At 67.2% G+C, this 18,465-nt stretch carries 15 protein-coding genes, 1 tRNA gene and 11 pseudogenes; 12 read left to right on the top strand and 15 right to left on the bottom strand.

Annotation, left to right across the window (positions count from 1 at the left end; all coding sequences use genetic code 11):
* Positions 1-24 precede the first annotated feature (24 nt).
* The 10 genes and pseudogenes from K0H76_RS08975 to K0H76_RS08930 form a co-directional block, all read right to left on the bottom strand.
* Positions 25-643, bottom strand: a pseudogene (locus K0H76_RS08975) (aldehyde dehydrogenase family protein).
* Positions 644-770: 127 nt separating this feature from the next.
* Positions 771-979: pseudogene (locus K0H76_RS08970) on the bottom strand (aldehyde dehydrogenase family protein); the annotation flags it as partial.
* Positions 980-1,090: 111 nt separating this feature from the next.
* Positions 1,091-1,373 (bottom strand): annotated as a pseudogene (locus tag K0H76_RS08965) (aldehyde dehydrogenase family protein); the annotation flags it as partial.
* A 172-nt stretch (positions 1,374-1,545) separates the two neighbouring features.
* A complete protein-coding gene (gene pcaC / locus K0H76_RS08960; RefSeq protein WP_146339007.1) occupies positions 1,546-1,968 on the bottom strand; it encodes a 4-carboxymuconolactone decarboxylase in 423 nt (140 codons plus the stop codon).
* A gap of 727 nt (positions 1,969-2,695) precedes the next feature.
* Complete coding sequence (locus K0H76_RS08955) at positions 2,696-3,244, bottom strand: hypothetical protein (RefSeq protein ID WP_258935533.1); 549 nt, start codon at positions 3,242-3,244, stop codon at positions 2,696-2,698.
* A 24-nt stretch (positions 3,245-3,268) separates the two neighbouring features.
* A pseudogene (locus K0H76_RS08950) lies at positions 3,269-3,654 on the bottom strand (lyase family protein); the annotation flags it as partial.
* 572 nt (positions 3,655-4,226) lie between these two features.
* A pseudogene (pcaG, locus tag K0H76_RS08945) lies at positions 4,227-4,715 on the bottom strand (protocatechuate 3,4-dioxygenase subunit alpha); the annotation flags it as partial.
* Positions 4,716-4,717: 2 nt separating this feature from the next.
* A pseudogene (gene pcaH, locus K0H76_RS08940) lies at positions 4,718-5,466 on the bottom strand (protocatechuate 3,4-dioxygenase subunit beta).
* Positions 5,467-5,602: 136 nt separating this feature from the next.
* A complete protein-coding gene (locus K0H76_RS08935; protein WP_258935193.1) occupies positions 5,603-6,142 on the bottom strand; it encodes a hypothetical protein in 540 nt (179 codons plus the stop codon).
* Entirely contained in the window at positions 6,034-6,462 is a 429-nt protein-coding gene (locus K0H76_RS08930) for a helix-turn-helix domain-containing protein (protein ID WP_258935192.1), read from the bottom strand. Before K0H76_RS08930 ends, K0H76_RS08935 begins: the two co-directional genes overlap by 109 nt.
* Before the next feature lie 121 nt (positions 6,463-6,583).
* On the opposite strand from K0H76_RS08930, the gene K0H76_RS08925 reads away from it, so the two are divergent.
* Positions 6,584-6,727: a hypothetical protein gene (locus K0H76_RS08925; protein ID WP_258935191.1), complete on the top strand. Its 144-nt coding sequence runs from the start codon at positions 6,584-6,586 to the stop codon at positions 6,725-6,727.
* A 166-nt stretch (positions 6,728-6,893) separates the two neighbouring features.
* Here the strand turns inward: K0H76_RS08925 and K0H76_RS08920 are convergent, their stop codons facing one another.
* Complete coding sequence (locus K0H76_RS08920) at positions 6,894-7,034, bottom strand: hypothetical protein (RefSeq protein WP_258935190.1); 141 nt, start codon at positions 7,032-7,034, stop codon at positions 6,894-6,896.
* A gap of 47 nt (positions 7,035-7,081) precedes the next feature.
* Here K0H76_RS08920 and K0H76_RS08915 point away from each other — a divergent pair, with 47 nt between their 5' ends.
* From K0H76_RS08915 to K0H76_RS08905, 3 genes and pseudogenes are all read left to right on the top strand, one after another.
* A complete protein-coding gene (locus K0H76_RS08915; protein ID WP_258935189.1) occupies positions 7,082-7,354 on the top strand; it encodes a hypothetical protein in 273 nt (90 codons plus the stop codon).
* Positions 7,342-7,608 carry a hypothetical protein gene (locus tag K0H76_RS08910; RefSeq protein WP_258935188.1) on the top strand — a complete coding sequence of 89 codons (267 nt, stop codon included), beginning with the start codon at positions 7,342-7,344 and terminating at the stop codon, positions 7,606-7,608. The genes K0H76_RS08915 and K0H76_RS08910 overlap by 13 nt, the downstream gene beginning before the upstream one ends.
* 363 nt (positions 7,609-7,971) lie before the next feature.
* Positions 7,972-9,169, top strand: a pseudogene (locus K0H76_RS08905) (4-hydroxybenzoate 3-monooxygenase).
* Positions 9,170-9,181: 12 nt separating this feature from the next.
* Here the strand turns inward: K0H76_RS08905 and K0H76_RS08900 are convergent.
* From K0H76_RS08900 to K0H76_RS08890, 3 genes and pseudogenes are all read right to left on the bottom strand, one after another.
* Positions 9,182-10,160 (bottom strand): annotated as a pseudogene (locus K0H76_RS08900) (ribose-phosphate diphosphokinase).
* Positions 10,153-11,637: pseudogene (gene glmU, locus K0H76_RS08895) on the bottom strand (bifunctional UDP-N-acetylglucosamine diphosphorylase/glucosamine-1-phosphate N-acetyltransferase GlmU). Before glmU ends, K0H76_RS08900 begins: the two co-directional pseudogenes overlap by 8 nt.
* Position 11,638: 1 nt before the next feature.
* A tRNA-Gln gene (locus tag K0H76_RS08890) sits at positions 11,639-11,709 on the bottom strand.
* A gap of 342 nt (positions 11,710-12,051) precedes the next feature.
* Between K0H76_RS08890 and K0H76_RS08885 the strand changes: the two genes are divergently transcribed.
* The 3 genes from K0H76_RS08885 to K0H76_RS08875 are packed head-to-tail and all read left to right on the top strand — an operon-like array spanning position 12,052 to position 13,129.
* Positions 12,052-12,279 carry a hypothetical protein gene (locus K0H76_RS08885; RefSeq protein WP_258935187.1) on the top strand — a complete coding sequence of 76 codons (228 nt, stop codon included), beginning with the start codon at positions 12,052-12,054 and terminating at the stop codon, positions 12,277-12,279.
* The gene (locus tag K0H76_RS08880) at positions 12,210-12,677 is read left to right on the top strand and encodes a glycoside hydrolase family 26 protein (RefSeq protein WP_258935186.1); all 468 of its coding nucleotides are present in this window, start codon (positions 12,210-12,212) and stop codon (positions 12,675-12,677) included. The genes K0H76_RS08885 and K0H76_RS08880 overlap by 70 nt, the downstream gene beginning before the upstream one ends.
* 2 nt (positions 12,678-12,679) lie before the next feature.
* Positions 12,680-13,129, top strand: a complete 450-nt coding sequence (locus K0H76_RS08875; protein WP_258935185.1) for a hypothetical protein — start codon at positions 12,680-12,682, stop codon at positions 13,127-13,129.
* A gap of 3 nt (positions 13,130-13,132) precedes the next feature.
* Here K0H76_RS08875 and K0H76_RS08870 read toward each other — a convergent pair.
* Positions 13,133-14,941 (bottom strand): annotated as a pseudogene (locus tag K0H76_RS08870) (ABC-F family ATP-binding cassette domain-containing protein).
* A 123-nt stretch (positions 14,942-15,064) separates the two neighbouring features.
* Between K0H76_RS08870 and K0H76_RS08865 the strand changes: the two are divergent.
* The 5 genes and pseudogenes from K0H76_RS08865 (at position 15,065) to rsmA (ending at position 18,446) form a co-directional block, all read left to right on the top strand.
* The gene (locus K0H76_RS08865; RefSeq protein WP_258935184.1) at positions 15,065-15,730 is read left to right on the top strand and encodes an MBL fold metallo-hydrolase; all 666 of its coding nucleotides are present in this window, start codon (positions 15,065-15,067) and stop codon (positions 15,728-15,730) included.
* Positions 15,727-16,014 (top strand): hypothetical protein, encoded by a 288-nt coding sequence (locus tag K0H76_RS08860; protein ID WP_258935183.1) that lies wholly within the window; start codon positions 15,727-15,729, stop codon positions 16,012-16,014. Before K0H76_RS08865 ends, K0H76_RS08860 begins: the two co-directional genes overlap by 4 nt.
* 204 nt (positions 16,015-16,218) lie before the next feature.
* Positions 16,219-16,479, top strand: a complete 261-nt coding sequence (locus K0H76_RS08855) for a hypothetical protein (RefSeq protein ID WP_258935182.1) — start codon at positions 16,219-16,221, stop codon at positions 16,477-16,479.
* Positions 16,480-16,526: 47 nt separating this feature from the next.
* Positions 16,527-17,481, top strand: a pseudogene (locus tag K0H76_RS08850) (TatD family hydrolase).
* The gene (gene rsmA / locus K0H76_RS08845) at positions 17,478-18,446 is read left to right on the top strand and encodes a 16S rRNA (adenine(1518)-N(6)/adenine(1519)-N(6))-dimethyltransferase RsmA (protein ID WP_258935181.1); all 969 of its coding nucleotides are present in this window, start codon (positions 17,478-17,480) and stop codon (positions 18,444-18,446) included. The pseudogene K0H76_RS08850 and the gene rsmA overlap by 4 nt, the downstream one beginning before the upstream one ends.
* Positions 18,447-18,465 lie beyond the last annotated feature (19 nt).

Raw genomic sequence — 18,465 nt, 5'->3', positions numbered from 1 at the left:
TTTGTGTCACAGTCGCAAGGTCTCTCATTCAATGGAATCCAGAGGCTCAGAACGGGTACGGAGGGATGTTCCCGGACACCGTGAGCCACTGCGTCTCTGTGAAGGCTTCGATGTTCGCAGCCGCACCCCGTGGCGGGAGCCGTTGCCGGAGTCCTTGGTCCCTCCGAATGGAGCCGTGGCTTCGTCGGCCACCGTGGACTCGTTGATGTGCACGATTCCGGAGTCGAAGGCGTCCGCCACAGCGATGGCCTCGCTGACGGGGCCCAGCACCGACAGCGAGAGCCCGAACTGCGAATCGTTGGCCAGACGAACAGCCTCCTCGACGGATGACACCGGGGCCAGGGTGCGACGGGGCCGAAGATCTCGTCGCTCCAAGCGGGGTTGTCGGAGGCCACGTTGCCCAGCACCGTCGGTCGGTAGAACAGGCCGTCATGCGTGCCGTAACCAGCAGCTGGGCGCCCTGAACGAGCCCGTCCTGGACGATGGAGTCGACCCTCTTGAGCTGGTTCTCGTCGATGATCGGCCCCATCATCACTCCTGAGTCGGAAGGCCTGCCGACCATGATTCCGTCGGCCTTCTCGGCCAGGGCTGATGCGTATTCGTCGTAGATGTCCTCGTGGATGATGTGGCGGCCGGTGGTCATACAGATCTGCCCTGGTGCATGAACGATCCGAATGCGGCAGCTGAGACGGCCTTCTCGATGTCCGCGCCGGGAGGACCACCATGGCGTTGTTGCCCCCGAGCTCCAGATGGGCTCGCTTGAGGTGCTCGGCGCAGAGGGCGCCGATCTTCCGGCCTGCGGGCGTGGAGCCGGTGAAGGCCACCACTCGCGTCTCGGGGCCGTGATCGTGGCCTGACCGATTTCGGCTCCGCCTGGCAGCAGGTGCAGCAGCCCTTCGGGCAGCCCCGCCTCCTCGAAGATGCGGGCCAGCACCACGCCGCCGCAGACTGCGGTGCGCGGATCCGGCTTCAGCAGCACGGCGTTGCCCAGGGCCAGAGCAGGCGCCACGGCGCGGATGGACAGGATCAGGGAAGTTGAAGGGAGCGATGACGCTCACGACTCCAGCCGCCCTGCGTCGAGCGATGGACCAGTGAGGCTTGTCCGTGGACAGCATCTCCCCAATGGGGCATCTCCCCAATGCGGAGGCCTCGTAGCACTCCTCCGCCGCGATGTGCGTCTCCAGCTGAGCCTTGGGCGCAATAGCGCCCGACTCCTGAACAATCCACTGTTCGATCTCAGCGGCGTGCTCCTCGAAGAGCATGCCGGCCTTCCGAAGCACCGCGGCCCTCTCGGACGGCGGACGAGCGGCCCAGTCACGCTGGGCTCGGGCGGCACTCTGAGCTGAGGCGCGCACATCGTCTGCGGAAGGCATGCCCCAGCTGCCGAGCTCGGCCTGTGTGGCTGGATCTGTGGCAGTGCCTGTCTCGCCTGAAGAGCTCCAGCTGCCGGTGAAGAGCTTTCCTGACCAGATGTCGGGGTTGAGCAGAGTCATGACGGTGGTCCTTTCCTACGAACGGGAGGGCGAATCGGACTGCGGTGTCGTGCTAGGCGCTCTCGTCTCCGGCGGCTTCCTCGGCAAGGACGCGCTGGCCGATGCCGAAGGCCACGTTGGCGGCGGGGACGGAGCAGTAGATGGCTGCTTGGAGAAAGACTTCCTTGATCTCCTCCGCTTCGAGACCGTTGCGGCGCGCGGCTCGGACGTGCATCTCGAGCTCGTGCCAGTAGCCGCCCGAGATGAGGGCGGTGAGGGTGATGATGGAGCGTGATCTGCGGTCGAGCCCCGGCCGGGTCCAGATGGTGCCCCAGGCGTGCCGGGTGATCATGGACTGGAACTCTTCGGTGAACGCGTCGGAGGCGGCGGTGGCCCGGTCGACGTGCTCGTCGCCGAGGACTTCGCGACGAACAGCCATTCCATCGGCGTAGATCTGCTCGCCGGTGCGCGGCTCGTGCTGTTCGGGGCTGGTCATGAGAAGAAGTCCTTCAGCATCTCGGCAGTGTTCTCGGGGTCCTCCGTGGGGCCTGGTGGGCAACTCCTCGAAGGGTGACGGCGCGCCCTTCCGGCACGCCCTCGGCGATGGTGTCCGCATCAGCCGGGGGCAGACCGTGTCCTCCTCGCCGGCGAGGGCGAGGATGGGGTCTGACGCCTCGCCCAGGCGTTCGGTCAGGTCGTAGTCGGCCAGTGCCCGGCAGGCTGCTGCGTAGGAGTGGCGGTCTGTCTGCTGCAGCGCATGCAGCAGCGGGGTGACCCGTTCGGGGTGCTTCTCCAGGAAGCCCGGTGCGAACCAGCGTTTGGCGGAGCCCTCAACCATGGTCGGAGTCCCCGCCTGGGCGACGAGGTCCGCTCGTTCGCGCCATCCTTCGGGGTTCCGAGCTTGGCTGCCGAGCACAGGACCGCCAGGCTGCGGAACGTGCCGGGGTGATCGACTGCGAGGGTCAGGCTGACGGCTCCTGCGATCGACACAGCCGGCGTGAAACCGCGGGAGGGCAGCGTCGACGGCACCGTGCTCAGCTGCTGCATGATCAGCCGCGCGAACCACTGCGGACGCCAGGTTCGACAGGCTGAAGGGCCCCGGGTGCGCAGCCGAGCTGCCGTGCCCCGGCAGATCCCAGCCCACCACCGTGAAGCGATCGGCCAGGAAGGGCAGGGCAGGGCCCCAGAGGGCCGTCACCGAGGTGCCCAGCGAGGGCCGACCATCAGGAGGGCGAGGGCCCTCTGCCTCCGGCGTGAGCAGGCTGGGGGTCAGGGACAGGCTCATAGGGGTTCTCTCCTGATCTGCGACGGTGGGCGTCTGCGGCAGCGTCGATGAACTCGTCTGCACGCCCGAGGTATCCGGATGGGTCGAGCGCCTCATCGACGGCCTGGGAATCTCCGAGCGCTTCGATGAGACCGGCACGCAGCTCCCCGGCGTAAGCCGCCTCAGCCTGGATCAGGGCCTGCAGCTGGGATCGGCCGCCGGGCAGCCTCTGGCCCATGGTGAGCATCAGGCGTTCGGACAGCAGAAGATCCCCTGCGCTGCTCAGGTTGGCCGCCATCGCCTTCTCGTTGACGATCAGGTAGGCGAAGAGCTCTCGGGCTCTATCCGCAGCTCCGACGGTCATGCGACCCAGCTCTGTCAGGGCAGCCCACTCCGCATGCCAGGCACCGTCGGGACGCTCGTCATCGGCGGCCGCCGCAGCCTGATGCAGGGTGCTCAGGTGGCCGGGCGCCGCGAGCGATGCGGAGCGGATCAGCGTGGCCAGCACGGGATTCTGCTTCTGCGGCATGGCGGAGGAGCCGCCCCTGCCCGCGGCAGAGGGCTCGCGCAGCTCCCCAGCTCCGGACGCTGGAGGGTGAGGACGTCCACAGCGGACTTGCCCAGCGCCGCAGTGACTCCTGAGAAGGCGGAGGCCAGGCTCAGGACGGGCTGCCTCTGCACGTGCCACGGAAGGTCAGGAACGCTCAGGCCCAGGCGTTCCCCCAACGCCTCCGTCAGCTCCGCGGCCTTGCCTCGGCCTGCGATCTGCACGAGCGCCGCCTGAGTCCCCACCGCGCCGCCCCACTGCAGGGGCAGCGATGCCGCAGCGTGGGCGAGCGTCTCCGCCGCTGAGCTGATCCCGTCCAGCCAGACAGCCGCTTTGAGGCCGAAGACGGTCGGCAGGGCGTGCTGGGTCAGAGAGTGCGCAGTGCAGAGGGTGCCCCGATGCCGCTCGGCCAGATCGGCCAGGACGCGGCCGCCGCCCGTGCGTCCTCGACGGCGTGCCGGGCGGCTCGTAAACAGAGCAGGACAACAGCGGTGTCCAGGATGTCCTGGCTGGTGGCACCCCGGTGCAGCGCCGAGTCCCCTGCGCCCCGCTCCGCGAGCTCGGCGCGCAGAGCCTTCAGCAGCGGAATGACCGGATTGCCGCCGCCCGCGGCGGCTTCGGCGAGCTGCTCAGGAGCCAGCGCAGGGAGCTGGCGGCGATCAGCGCAGATCGCAGTCAGCTCCTCGGCATCAGAACGCTCGGCGAAGCCGTGCTCCGCCAGCACCGCGCCCCAGGCGGCCTCCACATCGAGCAGCGCGTCCACGAAGGCCTGCTCAGAGAGCGTCTCCGCAGCACGCGTGTTCGCCCACGCCGGGGTGAACAGACTCGAGGGCGCCATCAGGACCGGTTCTGCTCCGCTGCTGCTGGACCGTTCAGGGCCGGAGTCTGCGGGTACGACAGGAAGACCGTCTCGTCCTCCCCTGCAGGGTGATGTTGAACAGGAGCCCCCGTCGGACTCCCGCTGGGCGATCAGGGTGCCCCGGCGGGACTCCTCCACGCTGCTCAGCAGCGGGTCCTCTCCCAATGCATCGCTCTCCGGGAGATAGGCCCGGGTGAAGACCCGGTCGAGGAGGCCGCGGGCGAACACACAGACCAGGATGAACGGAGCGCCGCCCTCACGCGTGGGGCCGGGGTCGACGGTGGTGAAGGTGAAGTGCCCGGCGTCGTCCACGGGGTGCGCCCCATCCGGTGAAGGTGTAGCCGTCACGCTTGAGAGAGCCGGGCTGCCGCGAGATGGAACCCGAGGCGTCGGGCTGCCAGATCTCGATCAGGGCGTCAGGGATGGGCTTGCCATCACCGTCGCGCACGGTGCCGTGGAACCGGATGGATCCCTCCCGAGAGGGCGGCACGAGCTCACCGCCCCGTTCGAAGGGAGCGCGTACCCGTAGAAGGGGCCCACTGTCTGGGCGGGGGTAGGGGTGAGGTCCTGCATAATCAGTGATCGCCCTCCTCAGGCTCGGTCCAGGTGCGGTTCGACCCCGAAAGGACGATATCCCAGCGGTAGCCCGTTGCCCACTCATGCTGGGAGACGGAGTGGTCGTAGGAGGCCACCAGTCGGTCACGGGCCTGCTGGTCCACGATGGACTGATAGATGGGGTCCAGTGAGAACAGCGGATCGCCCGGGAAGTACATCTGGGTGATGATGCGCTGGGTGAAGTCGGTGCCGAACAGGCTGAAGTGGATGTGGTAAGCCGCCACGCGTTGTTGTGGTTCTTCCAGGGGTAGGGCGCTTAAGCTTGATGGTGGTGAAGGTGTATTCGCCGTCGGGCCCGGTGATGGCCCGCCCCACTCCGGTGAAGTTGGGATCCAGCGGCGCGGGGTGCTGATCGCGCTTGTGGATGTACCGCCCGGCAGCATTGGCCTGCCAGACCTCGATCAGTTGCCCGGCCACCGGTAAGCTGACCGTCCACGACGCGTCCGGTGACGATGATCCGCTCACCGATGGGCTGGCCGTTGTGCTGAATGGTCAGGTCGGCTTCCAGGGGATGCACGTCCCGCTCCCCGAAGGCCGGGCTCCACAGCTCGATCTCTTCCGGATCGGTGTGGTGGAGGCTCTTGGTGGGGTGGCGCAGCAGGGAGCTGCGATAGGGCGGGAAGGCCAGCCGAGCAGTTGTCTCCTCGGGCCCGCCGTGAGCCAGTGCGTGCTCGTACTCCTTATGGACCTCGCGGATCTCCGCGGTCATCTCATCCTGCGTCGCTGCGGCAGCGTCGGGATTGGTGTTGGGGACGACGTCATGTGCCTGACCGCTCCTTTGGTAGGGCCGCTGGTGATCGTGCTGACAGTCTCTGTTAGTGAGCTGGATCACTGCGACTGCCTTTTCATTCAACAGGACGCCCCGATGCGCCGGGGACGGCCCCAGCCGCCAAGGCTCTGCTGATCCCTCGCGAAGCCGTCTGCATCGCCATCAGCGCCTGAGGCAGGCGATCCCACGCGAGGGGCACCACGATGGTGAGCGCAGCTATGGCATGTCCTCGGGCATCCAGAATGGGCACTGATGCTCCGGCCGTGTCGGTGTTGATCAGCCCTCCGAGCCTCAAATGACCCCTCGACCGTGCCTCCCCGAGCTCCCTGAGGAACTCGGGCCGCTCACGCCTGATGCGCTCACCGTGGACGCTCATCACCCGGTCCATCTGCCCCGGTGCGGCGAAGGCGAGGAGAGCGTGGCCCATGGAGGTGAGGTGGACGGGCATGCGGCTGGCCACCTCCGCGGGATTCGAGACGGCCCCGCGCCGCGAGAGCCGCTCGACGATCAGCACATCCGCGCCGTCCAGCACAGCCAGCTGCGTGGTCTGCTGCACGACGTAGTTGACGTCCTGCATGAAGGGCAGGGCAGCGTGGCGCAGGGTGCGGGAGAGCACGGTGTGCTGAGCGATCTCCACAGCCGCTGGCCCAGCTCGATGTCGCCCACAGCCGTGCGCGCCAGCATCCCGCGCTCGACGAGGTCGGTGATCAGCCGGTATGCGGTGGTCCTCGGCAGCTCTGCCGCCTCTGCCAGCTCGCCGGGAGACAGGACAGGGTCCCGCTCGAGAGCGCCGAGTATGCGCATCACGCGGTCCAGCAGGGCGTCGCCTGAGCGCGAGTTTGCCATCCGCTGCGGCGCCTCCTTCATGATCAGCAGCACATCGTCTGATGGCCAGTATGACGGGGCGCAGACCTCGAGGCCGTACGCGAGTCTCATTCAATGGATCCAGCGTGGGACGCCTTTTGTGGCCCGTACCACCTCCTCAGTACGGTCACTGCGGCTGTGATTCACAGCACACCGCAGCCCCGTTCAGAGAAGGAATGCGAGCACGACCTCAATGCGCGAGCAGCTCGATGCCCGGCCCATGAGCCGCTATCAGTGGTTCATCGTCGCCCTGGCGACCTTTCTCATGGGCCTGGACGGCTACGACGTGCAGGCGATGGCATTCACGGCCAACGCCGTCTCCCAGGACATGCCCTGATCGTCAACTGCGCCAAGCCTCTTCCTCTCCGCCACGGCATCCTCCATGCCGGAGCTGATGCTCTGGCGCGTGATCAATGGGCTGGGAGTCGGGGCATCCTCGCCTCCGGGACCGTGCTGATATCCGAGTACTCCAACGCGAAGCATCGAGGGCTGGCGCTGAGCATCTACGCGGCCGGGTATCCGGTCATCGCCACCATGGGCGGCCTGATGGCCGTGCCGCTGATCCAGAGCTTCGGGTGGCAGTCGGTGTTCGTCCTCGGCGGCGCCCTGACCGTCGCGGCCATCGTGCTCACCGCCGCGGCCATGCCTGAGTCCCTGGAATTTCTGGCTGTTCAAAGAGCCGCGGCATCGCTTGGCGCCGACGCGGACCGCAGAGCGCATCGCAGCAGGCCTGGGCCTGCAGGCCGATTCGACATCGAGCCTCAGCGCCGCCGACCAGGGCGGCGCTGAGGAGGGCGGCAGCTCCTACGCCGCACTGCTCTCCCCGCAGAATCGGAGGAACACCCTGTTCCTGTGGGCAGTCTTCTTCATCGTCATGTTCGCCTTCTACTTCGCAAACACCTGGACGCCGCAGCTGCTCACCGAGGTCGGGTTCACCCCGAGGAGGGGATCATGGGCGGCGTGATGCTCATGCTCGGCGGAGCCGTGGGGGCAGTCCTCTACGGCGTGTGCACGGCCACATGGGATCCCCGCGCCGTGCTGGCCGTCTTCGCCGCCCTGTCCGGGACGATGTTCGTCGTCTTCATCACCTCGACCAACGTCTACGCGCTCGCCCTGATCACCGGTGTGGGCCTGGGCATGATCGTCAACAGGTGCATCTCGGGTCTGTACACCTTGGCGCCCATGACCTATTCCCCACCCTGCGTTCCACGGGAGTAGGAGCGGCGCTCGGAGTCGGTCGGTGCGGCGCCATCCTGGCACCCATCATCGTCGGCGGCCTGCTTGACTCAGGATGGACCCCTGCTGCGCTCTGCACCGGAGTCGGACTGCTCATACTCCTCGCCGCAGGGGCGGCCTGATGCTCCGGCTCGAGATGCCCCAGAGGGCGCCGGAGCATGGGGATGAGACGGGCGAATCCGTGACCCCCGAGCTTCGCGCGGCCGCCGAGACCCCGCGCTGAGCAAGGCCCATCCGCACACAGGGCACCCGCGTGCGCCATTCCATTGAATGGATCACATGTGGCACGGGTCACTATTGTTCTCGAGACTGGACAGGTCAGCGCCCCGTCCAGCAAGGAGTCCCATGTCTGCTGCGAAAACCGAAGATATCAGCACCGTCGACGTGGGCATCGTGGGCGGCGGCCCCGCCGGACTGATGTCCGCCATCCTGCTGGCCCGGCGCGGGATCACCGCTGCTGTGATCGAGCAGCGCAGCGAGCAGGAGATCCGCACCACACACCGCGCCTAAGCATCCTGGAGGCGGGCACGGTCGACATGCTCGTCCAGGCTGACATCGGCTCGCGCGTCCTCACGGAGGGCCACGAGCACACCGGCACGATCCTCAGCTTCGACGGCACGCAGGTGCGCATCCCGCTCAAGGAGGCCGTCGGCCGTTCGGTGTGGCTCTACCCGCAGAATGAGGTCTTCACCGACCTGGCTCGCGCGTGGCAGGAGGAGGATGGAGAGGTCCACTGGTCGGTCAGCGACACAGCCGTCAGCGGCCTCACGACCAGCACTCCGGCCATCGACTTCACCGACAGCGACGGACGCGCCCGGCGCATCGAGGCCAAGATGATCATCGGAGCCGACGGCTCACGTTCAGTGTGCCGCAGGAGCATCCCGGAGGATGTGCGGACCGACTACTTCACCGAGTATCCCTTCGCATGGTTCGGGATTCTCTGCGAGGCCCCTCCCACGGCGCCGGAGCTCATCTACGCGAACTCCCAGGACGGCTTCGCCCTGATCTCTCAGCGCAGCGCGACTGTGCAGAGGATGTACTTCCAGTGCGACCCGGAGGCGAACCCGGACGACTGGGACGACGACGCGATCTTCGATCGCATCCAGAGCGTCCTCGGGTCCGCCACGGAGCTGAAGCGCGGACCCATCATCAGCAAGAATGTGCTCCCTTCCGTTCCTACGTCTGCGAGCCGATGACCTACGGGCGACTGGTGCTGGCAGGCGATGCGGGCCATACGGTGCCGCCCACCGGCGCCAAGGGCCTGAACCTGGCCTTCACGGATGTCCGGGCGCTCATCCCGAAGGTGGAAGAGTTCCTCGCAGAGCCGGACGGAGGCACAGCCGCCCTGGAGCAGTACTCACAGACCGCTCTGGACCGGGTGTGGAAAGCTCAGCACTTCTCCTACTGGGCCACCTCCCTGATGCACAACCGGCCGAACGACGACGCGTTCGCGTACCGGCGGCGTCGCGGAGAGTTCGATGCGATCACCGGATCCCCGGAGGGCCGCGCCTACTTCGCGGACGGCTACACCGGCTGGGCGTAGCCGCCGCGACGCTCAGGACTGGCCGTCGAAGAGTGTGGTCACCGACCCGTCGGTGAACACCTCTTTGATCGCGCGGGCAAGGATGGGAGCGATGGAGAGGACCTTCAGGTTCTCGAAGCGCTTCTCCTCGGGGATCGGAAGCGTGTTCGTGACCACAACCTGACGGGCCCCGCAGTTGGCGAGCCGCTCAGCCGCAGGCTCCGAGAGGATGGCATGGGTCGCTGCGATGATCACGTCCTTGGCGCCGGCGTCCTTGAGCACCTTCACCGCGCCTGAGATGGTCCCGCCGGTGTCGATCATGTCGTCGATCAGAACGCAGGTGCGGCCTTCGATGTCACCGACGACGCGCTTCGCCTCAGCCAGGTTGGGCTGGGTCAGATCACGCGTCTTGTGGACGAACGCCAGGGGCGCTCCTCCGAGCCGGTCCGCCCACTGCTCAGCGACCCGAACGCGACCAGTGTCCGGGGACACCACCGTCACCTCGTCCTCGGAGACCTCACCACGGATGTAGTCGGCCAGCAGCGGAATCCCGAAGAGGTGGTCGACGGGACCGTCGAAGAAGCCCTGTATCTGCGCGGTGTGCAGATCAACGGTCATGATCCGGTCCGCGCCAGCGGTTCGGTACATGTCGGCGACCAGGCGTGCGGAGATCGGCTCGCGTCCGCGGCCCTTCTTGTCCTGACGCGAGTAGGGTAGAAGGGGCTGACGACCGTGATGCGCTTGGCGGAGGCCCGCTTCATCGAGTCGATCATGATCAGCTGCTCCATGAGCCAGTTGTTCAGCGGAGCCGGATGCGACTGGATGAGGAACACATCCTTGCCCCGGACGGACTCCGCCGATCGCACATAGATCTCGCCGTTGGCGAAGTCGTAGGCGTCCATGGGGAGCAGCTCGGTGCCCAGCTCGGCCGCGATCTCCTCCCCAGCTGAGGGTGCGCCCGGCCTGAGGCGACGACCATGGTCTTCTCGGTGTGGACCCTGATCTCATCCATTGCGGTGCTCCCCTGCCCCTTCGGTGTTCTCTGACTGTTCGGCGGACGCGAGACCAGCCCTCTCCGCTGCCTGTGCCGCTGCGGAGCCGGGCCTCCTTCGCTCGACCCATCCTTCAAGATTTCGCTGCTGCGCTGCCGTGATGGCCAGTGCGCCGTGCGGCACGTCCTGGCGAACCACCGCGCTTCGCGCCCGTGTACGCGCCGTCGCCGAGCTCTACGGGCGCAACGAAGACGGTGTTGGAGCTGGTGCGCACGTGGTCGCCGATCACGGTGCGGTGCTTGTCCACCCCGTCGTAGTTGGCGGTGATGTTGCCGCAGCCGATGTTGGAGTCCTCGCCGATCTCCGCATCGTAAGCGTAGCCGAGGTGGCTGAGCTTGCTGCGGTTCCCGATGCGGACGTTCTTGGTCTCGTAGAACGCGCCGATCCTGCCCGCTTCCCCAAGCACCGTGCCCGGACGCAGGTAGGTGAATGGGCCCACGCTGCTGCCCGCGCCGATCACCGCACCTGCGCCGTGGGTGCGGATGACCTTGGCCCCCTGCCCGACTGTGACATCGGTGAGTGTGGTGTCCGGGCCTACGGTGGCGTAAGCAGCGACGTGGGTTGCGCCGTGCAGCTGCGTGCCCGGCAGGATGGTGGTGTCCTGCTCGAGGGTGACGGTCGGCTCGATCCATGTGGACGCGGGGTCCACCACGGTGGTCCCCGCGCGCATCGCAGCTTCGACGACCCGCCGGTTGAGCTCGGCGCCGAGGGCCTGCAGCTGGACCCGGTCGTTGGCTCCCTCCACCTGCCAGCGGTCCTCCGCCACGACGGCGGAGACTCTGCCGCCCTCACGGTGGGCGATGGCGAGCACATCCGTCAGGTACTTCTCGCCCTGAGCGTTCTCCGTGGAGACCTGCTGCAGCGCCCGGGTCAGGACGGCAGCGTCGAAGGCATAGATGCCCGAGTTGATCTCGCGCACTGCCCGCTGCGACTCGTCCGCATCCTTGTGCTCCACGATGCCGATGACGTCATCGCCCTGACGGAGGACTCGCCCGTAGCCGGTGGGATCCTGCACCTCTGCGGAGAGCACTGTGACCGCGCTGCCCTTTCCCTCGTGCTCAAAGACGAGGTCGCTGAGCAGCGCCGGGGTCAGCAGCGGAACATCGCCGTAGGTCACCACGACGGTGCCGGTGAGCGCCTCCTCAGGAAGAGCCGCCAGCCCGCACTCCACCGCACGGCCGGTCCCAGGAATGTCATCCTGATCGGCCAGCAACACGTCGGCGTCGTGCTCGGTGATGTGCCTGGCGACCTGCTCCCGCTCATGGCGGACCACCGCCACGAGATGCTCGGGCTCGATCGCCCGCGCGGTGTCCAGGGCGTGGCCGATGAGGCTCGTGCCTGCCAGGGGATGGAGGATCTTCGGCAGCGATGACTTCATGCGGGTGCCGCGCCTGCGGCAAGCACGATCACTGCGGTCGGGCGCACTGGTGTTCTCACGTTCCGCCACTAGGATTCGAACCTAGACTATCGGTACCAAAAACCGGTGTGCTGCCCTTACACCATGGCGGATGAATCAAGCCCGACAAGACTACCAAGGAACAGATCGCCCGAGGCTTCAGGCAGCGGCGGCGTCGGCCAGTGTGGCGAGAAGGCCTGCGCCCGCTGAGAGGAAGAGCATGAGGGCCAGCAGGACGGCGATGAGCCGCTTGGCGGGAGTGATGTGCACGAGTTCCTTCGGGGCAGGTGACGACGTCATGGCCAGCTCGGCTGTGCCAGTATGGATGCGCTCCCTGTCAGGGTAGCGGCCACCGCGGCCCTCAGAGCAAACTGATCCTGGCCTCAGCGGGACCTCTGAGGCATGCCGCACACTGGGCAGCCCTGACTCGAGTACCCGCGCGGGAGGAGAACGAGGTGAACGCACGGGCTTCCGCCATTCCTCCCTCGGCCCTGCTTCCCGAGGGGCGAACTGTGTTCGGGCTGAACCCTGACTGGGGCGTGGAGACCCTCCGCGAATTCGCCGAGACGACCGGGGTCGGGCCCGGCGCTGCGGTCTCGTTCGTGGAGCTTCCGTGGGACGAGGGGACGTGGAGAACGTCACCGCAGCAGCGGACCAGATCGCCGAGTTCAACGGCGTGCTGATGCTCACTGTGGAGCCTGTCGATGGTCTGGGCGCCGTCACCCCTGAGGTGATCGAGGAGCTGGTGAGCGTACTCCGGAGCATCAACGAATCCGGAGTGCCGGTCCTGCTCAGATACGCCCACGAGATGAACGGCTCCTGGTATGCATGGGGGCAGCAGCCCGAAGAGTACGTGCGCAGCTTCAGGGAGGTGGCGGAGGCAGTCAGCGCCGCTCCGGCGACCGAGATGCTCTGGGCGCCCAACTACGCCGGCGGGTACCCCTACTCGGGCGGCGGTCACCATGCCCAGCCAGGCTCTGCGGACCACGCGGCCCTCGACACCGACGGCGACGGCCACCTCACCGAGGGCGACGACCCCTACGCCCCTACTATCCCGGCGATGACGTCGTCGACTGGGTAGGCATGACCATCTATCACTGGGGCGACTCCTACCCCTGGGGCACCGACAGCATGCCCGAGCCCGGCAAGCTCACCGACCAGCTGACAGGCTCCTACGACGGGCTCGGCGGAGATGACACTGTCTTCCCCGACTTCTATACGGAGTACGCGGTGGAACAGGGCAAGCCGATGGCCATCCCTGAGACGGCCGCGTTCGTCTCCGCGGACGCCGACGACGAACGCGGCCTCGCGATCCGGCGCAGCTGGTGGCAGCAGGTCTTCTCGGAGGAGGTGCACGAGAGGTTCGAGCACATTCGGCTGATCAGCTGGTTCAACTGGGACAAGTACGAAGCCGAAGTCGACGGGCTCGTGCGCTGGTCGCTGACCACTGACGGTGCAACTGCTGAAGCGTTCGGCGCAGACCTTCCTGACTGGGTCCTCACCAGTGACGACCTGGAGCCGCAGGGCCCCTGAGGCCTATCCCGTGATCTCAGCGAGCTCCAGCCACCTGCTCTCCAGCTCATCGGCCTGGTCCTGGACCTGCTGCCGCTCAGCGGTGATGGCAGCCAGCCCCTCGAAGTCGCTCTGGTCATGGGCAGCCAGACGCTCATCGAGCTCGTTCACCTGGGCCTGCATCTTCTCCAGCTTCCGCTCGATCGATGACGCCTCCTTCTGCGCAGCCCGCCGGTCCGCGCCTGAGACGCCGGCGTCCTTCTCGGGCTTCGGCCCGCTGGGGCTCAGAGGCGCTGATTCGCCGCGGCTCCCGGGGCAGCGGACGGCGTAAACTGCTGATCCCGGAGCTGCAGGTACTCGTCCACACCCCCGGGCACGTGGCGCAGCGATCCGCCGAGGATCGCATACTGCTGATCGGTGGCCCGTTCGAGAAGGTACCGGTCGTGCGACACGACGATGAGTGTGGTAGGCCAGGAGTCTAGGAGGTCCTCGATGGCTGCGAGCATGTCGAGGTCCACATCGTTGGAGGGCTCGTCGAGAATCATGACGTTGCACTCGCTCAGCAGCACCAGCAGCAGCTGAAGCCGCCGTCGCTGACCTCCCGAGAGATCGCCCACTCGCGAGGACAGGTGAGCGCGGGAGAACCCCAGCCGTTCGAGCAGCTGGGAGGGCGTCGTCTCCTTGCCCTCCACCTCGACAACCGTCTTCTCCCGGGCGAGGACCTCACGAACCCGATCGGATTCGATCTCAGCCAGCTGCGAGAACTGCTGATCCAGGATGCCGACCTTCACCGTCTTGCCCCGCTTGATCCGGCCCTCGGTGGGCTCGACGGTTCCGGCGATGAGCCCCAGCAGGGTGGACTTGCCGGCACCGTTGGCTCCCAGAATGCCCGTGCGCTCCCCGGACCGATCCTCCACGTCACATCGTTGAGCACGACGCGCCCGTCGAACGCCACCGAGACTCCCAGGAGGTCGACCACGTCTTTGCCCAGGCGCGCGGTCGCCATCTTCTTCAGCTCCACACTGTCCCTCGGGGGCGGAACATCGTTGATGAGCTGGTTGGCCGCCTCCACACGGAACTTTGGCTTCGAGGTGCGGGCCGGGGCCCCTCGACGCAGCCAGGCGAGCTCCTTGCGCATCAGGTTCTGGCGCTTCGCCTCCACCGCTGCGGCCTGCTTGTCCCTCTCCACGCGCTGCAGCACGTAGGCCGCGTAGCCGCCCTCGAAGGGCTCGACGATGCCGTCGTGGACCTCCCAGGTGGTGGTGCACACTTCGTCGAGGAACCAGCGATCGTGAGTGATGACCAGCAGTCCGCCGGAGGTTTTCGCCCAGCGGCGCTTCAGGTGCCCGGCGAGCCATGCGATGCCTTCGACGTCCAAGTGGTTCGTGGGCTCGTCGAGGGCCATCAGGTCCCACTCGCCGACCAGGAGCTTCGCCAGAGCGACCCGCCTGCGCTGCCCCCGCTGAGCTCCGCCACCGGACGATCCCACGGGAGGTCCGAGGCCAGGCCGGAGATCACATCACGGATCTTCGCGTCCGATGCCCACTCGTGGTCCGCCTGGTCCCCGACGATGGAGTAGCCCACGGTGTCTGTCGCACTCAGATCGTCGGACTGGTCGAGCACGCCGAAGCGCACGCCGCTGCGACGTGTCACGCGCCCGGCGTCGGGCTGCAGCTGGCCCGAGAGCATCGCCATCAGGCTCGACTTTCCTCCGCCGTTGCGACCCACGATCCCGATCCGATCGCCCTCATTGACCCCGATGGTGACCGATTCGAACACAGTGTGCGTCGGATACTGAAGATGCAGGGCTTCGGCGCCCAATAGATGTGCCACAGAAACAGGGTATTGACTCGACGCCCGCAGTCGGTAATCAGTCCAGACTCAGCTCATCGCCCGGCGGACGTTCAGGCCGACACGTAGGATCAGTCGTATGCAGATCACACACTTGGGACACTCATGCCTGCTGATCGAAGCCGCAGACACTCGCGTGCTGCTGGACCCAGGGCGTTCTCCGATGCGTGGCACGGCACAGAGGGGCTGGACGGCATCCTCATCACCCACCGGCATCCGGACCACCTGGACCCCGAGCATGCTGCCGCTCTGGTGGAGGCCAACCCGGACGCCGCCGTCCGCGCGCCCACTGACACGGACGAGGCTGTCCGTCTCTCCGGTGTCCAGCACGTGGTTCCTGGGGCGAAGTTCGCCGTCGGTAGGCTGCAGGTGCAGGTCGTGGGAGGAGATCACGCCGTCATCCACGACGACATCCCGCGCGTGAGGAACGTCGGCTACGTGATCACCCACCCGGAGGAGCCGACCCTCTTCCACCCGGGCGATGCCCTGGAGAGCACCCCGCCCTCCATCGATGTCCTCGCACTGCCGATCATGGCCCCCTGGTCGGCGATGAAGGAGCAGGTGGAGTTCGTGCGCGGCTTCGACGGGCTGAAGACCGTCATCCCCATTCACGACGAGCTCCTCGCCGACCGTGGGCGCGAACTGTTCACCCGCCAGATCACCAACCTGACCGGATACGAGCTGACCTGGCTGCGCGAGAGCGGCCCCTACGAGATCACGGTCTCCGAGCCCGAACGGGATATCTCCACCCAAGAATTCGTCTCCGGGTGAGCGAGCTGCTCATACCGGCGGCCGTCGTCGGGCTTGTGGTGGTGGCCTCGGCTCTGCAGCGCGTGACCGGCCTGGGCTTCGCCATGGTCGTCTCACCCTTCTTCGTCGTGATGCTCGGCCCCCATTCCGGTGTGATGCTGACCAACATCCTCGGCGGGGCCATGCCTCTGATCATGCTCGCCGCCGTGTGGAGAGACATCGAATGGCGGCGCATCGCGTGGATCGTTCCGCGGCGGTTCTCGTCACCCCGCTCTTCGCATGGGTCGCTGAACGCTCCCACGTAGGTGTGCTCTACGTGGTGGTGGCCACCTTGGTGATCCTGGGACTCTCAGCCGGAATCATTGCCTCCTGGGTGGGAGGAAGCCGCACGACGGCCCCGCAGCGCGCATCCTGGTAAGCGTAAGCGCAGGCGCCGGAACCGTGCTGGTAAGCGTGGGCGGCCCTGCCATGACGATCTACGCGGTGCTTGCCCGGTGGAACCCCACCGTATGGCCGCGACGCTCCAGCCGCTGTGGGTGGCCATCTCTGCGGGCGCGCTCAGCAGCAAGCTCACCTTCAGCGGGAATCAGACTCCCCAGTTCCACTGGACCGTATGGCTGGGCTGCCTGATAGCAATCCTGGTCGGCATTTGGATCGGCGGGCATCTCAGCAGGCGCGTCGCGGCGGGCACTGTGCGCAGGCTTGTGATCGCGCTGGCCTTCCTCGGCGCGGTCATGGCGCTGGTGACAGGGCTGGTCCAGCTCGTATGACTCCTCATCAAGCGGCAGCGGCCGCCCGCTCGGTAGACTCCGGCGGTGTGAGCCCATCAGCTGTGACCCCCGGTGAGATCCCTGCCGCCTATCGTCCCGCTGCGGCGGAGCCGCTCGGCGAGCGCGGGCCGGTGCGCGAGCTTACCGAGGAGAAGTCGGGCCGGAAGCGGCGCCTCGACTACCCTCCAGCGCCGGAGCCGCTCCCTGTTCCCGTAATCGACAACCATGCTCACCTGGACTTCCGGGACGGGCAGGTCCAGGTGACCGTGGCAGAGCATCTCGATGCCGCCCAGCAGGTCGGCGTCAGCGGCGCCGTGCTGGTGGGGTACGACGTCGCCAGCTCACGCTTCTCCGTCGAGGCCGCTCGGACCGACCCGCGCGCCAAAGCCGCGGTGGCCCTGCACCCCAACGATGCTCCGCAGCTGGCGGAGAAGGGCAAGTATGCCTCTGCCTTCGAGGAGATTACGACCCTGGCGGAGGCCGAGCATGTGGTCGCTGTGGGAGAGACGGGGCTGGACTTCTTCCGCACCGCAGAGGCCGGACGGGCCGCGCAGAAGGAGTCCTTCTACGACCACCTGGCGCTTGCCGCTCAGCGCGGGCTTCCCGTACAGATCCACGACCGCGAGGCGCACGCCGATGTCGTCCGCGTGCTGAAGGACGCCCCGGCGCTGCCGCGGCAGTCGTCTTCCACTGCTACTCCGGGGACGCCGAGCTGGCCAGGATATGCAACGCGAACGGCTGGTACATGAGCTTCGCCGGCACCGTGACGTTCAACAACGCCGAAGGCATACGGGACAGGCTCCGCGAGGCTGACCCCAGCTCATCCTCGTCGAGACCGACTGCCCCTTCCTCACCCCGCACCCCTATCGCGGTCAGCCCAACGCTCCCTACATGATTCCGCAGACCATGCGACGCATGGCTCAGGTGCGCGAGGCTGCCCTGCCCGGGCTGTGCCAGCAGGTCATGCTCAACACCGCCCAGGCCTACGGGACGTGGACATGAGCGGGTCCAGCGCCGATGCGGTCGCCTCCGCTCCCTCCGAGTCTCCCCGACCTCTGCTCTCGGCGGCGCACGTCCGCGAGCTGGCTGCCCGGCTGAGCATCCGCCCCACCAAGCAGTGGGGCCAGAACTTTGTGATCGATCCGAACACCATTCGACGCATCGTCGGACTGGCGGACCTGCGCGGCGATGAGCACGTGCTGGAGGTGGGCCCGGGCCTGGGCTCGCTGACCCTGGGGCTCCTGGACGAGGCCGCCCATGTCACGGCCGTGGAGATCGACCCCAAGCTCGCCGCCCAGCTTCCGGAGACGATCCGATCCTTCCGTCCCGAGAGCGCCGATCACCTCACGGTGGTGCGGCAGGACGCGATGAAGATCCGTGCAGGAACGCTCAGCGGCAGGGTGATAGGTCACCATTCCTCTTTCGGCGATGCCGCCGTGCGCGAGGCCGGGCCTCCCGTGGCCCTGGGCGAGCCGGAGGTGCTCGTGGCCAACCTGCCCTACAACATTGCCGTACCCGTCGTGCTCCACCTGCTGCAGGCTCTGCCCTCGCTCACCAAGGGGCTGGTGATGGTGCAGGAGGAGGTTGCCGACCGCATGGCCGCCGAGCCGGGCTCGAAGATCTACGGAGTGCCGAGCGTGAAGGCCGCGTGGGACACTGACACGAGGAAGGTCGGAGTGGTCGGCAAGCGTGTCTTCTGGCCGGAGCCGCGGATCTCCTCCGGCCTGGTGCGCTTCGACCGGCGCGAGCCGGTCAGCGCACAGGTGCGCCGCGACGAGGTCTTCGCCGTCATCGACGCGGCCTTCGCCCAGCGTCGCAAGACGCTGCGTGCGGCCCTGTCCTCGCTGGTAGCTCCCCGGTGCCGCCGAGCAGGCGCTGGTGAAGGCAGGCATCTCCCCCAAGCCCGGGGTGAGACCCTGAACGTCGAAGCCTTCGCTCATCTGGCTGCCGCTCTGCGCGAGCTGTGACTTCTCCCAGGCGAGGGCC

The sequence above is a fragment of the Nesterenkonia pannonica genome (assembly GCF_019575955.1).
GTDB lineage: Bacteria > Actinomycetota > Actinomycetes > Actinomycetales > Micrococcaceae > Nesterenkonia > Nesterenkonia pannonica.
Note: the sequence above shows the minus strand (reverse complement) of the source record. Positions and strands in the feature narration are given on the sequence as shown.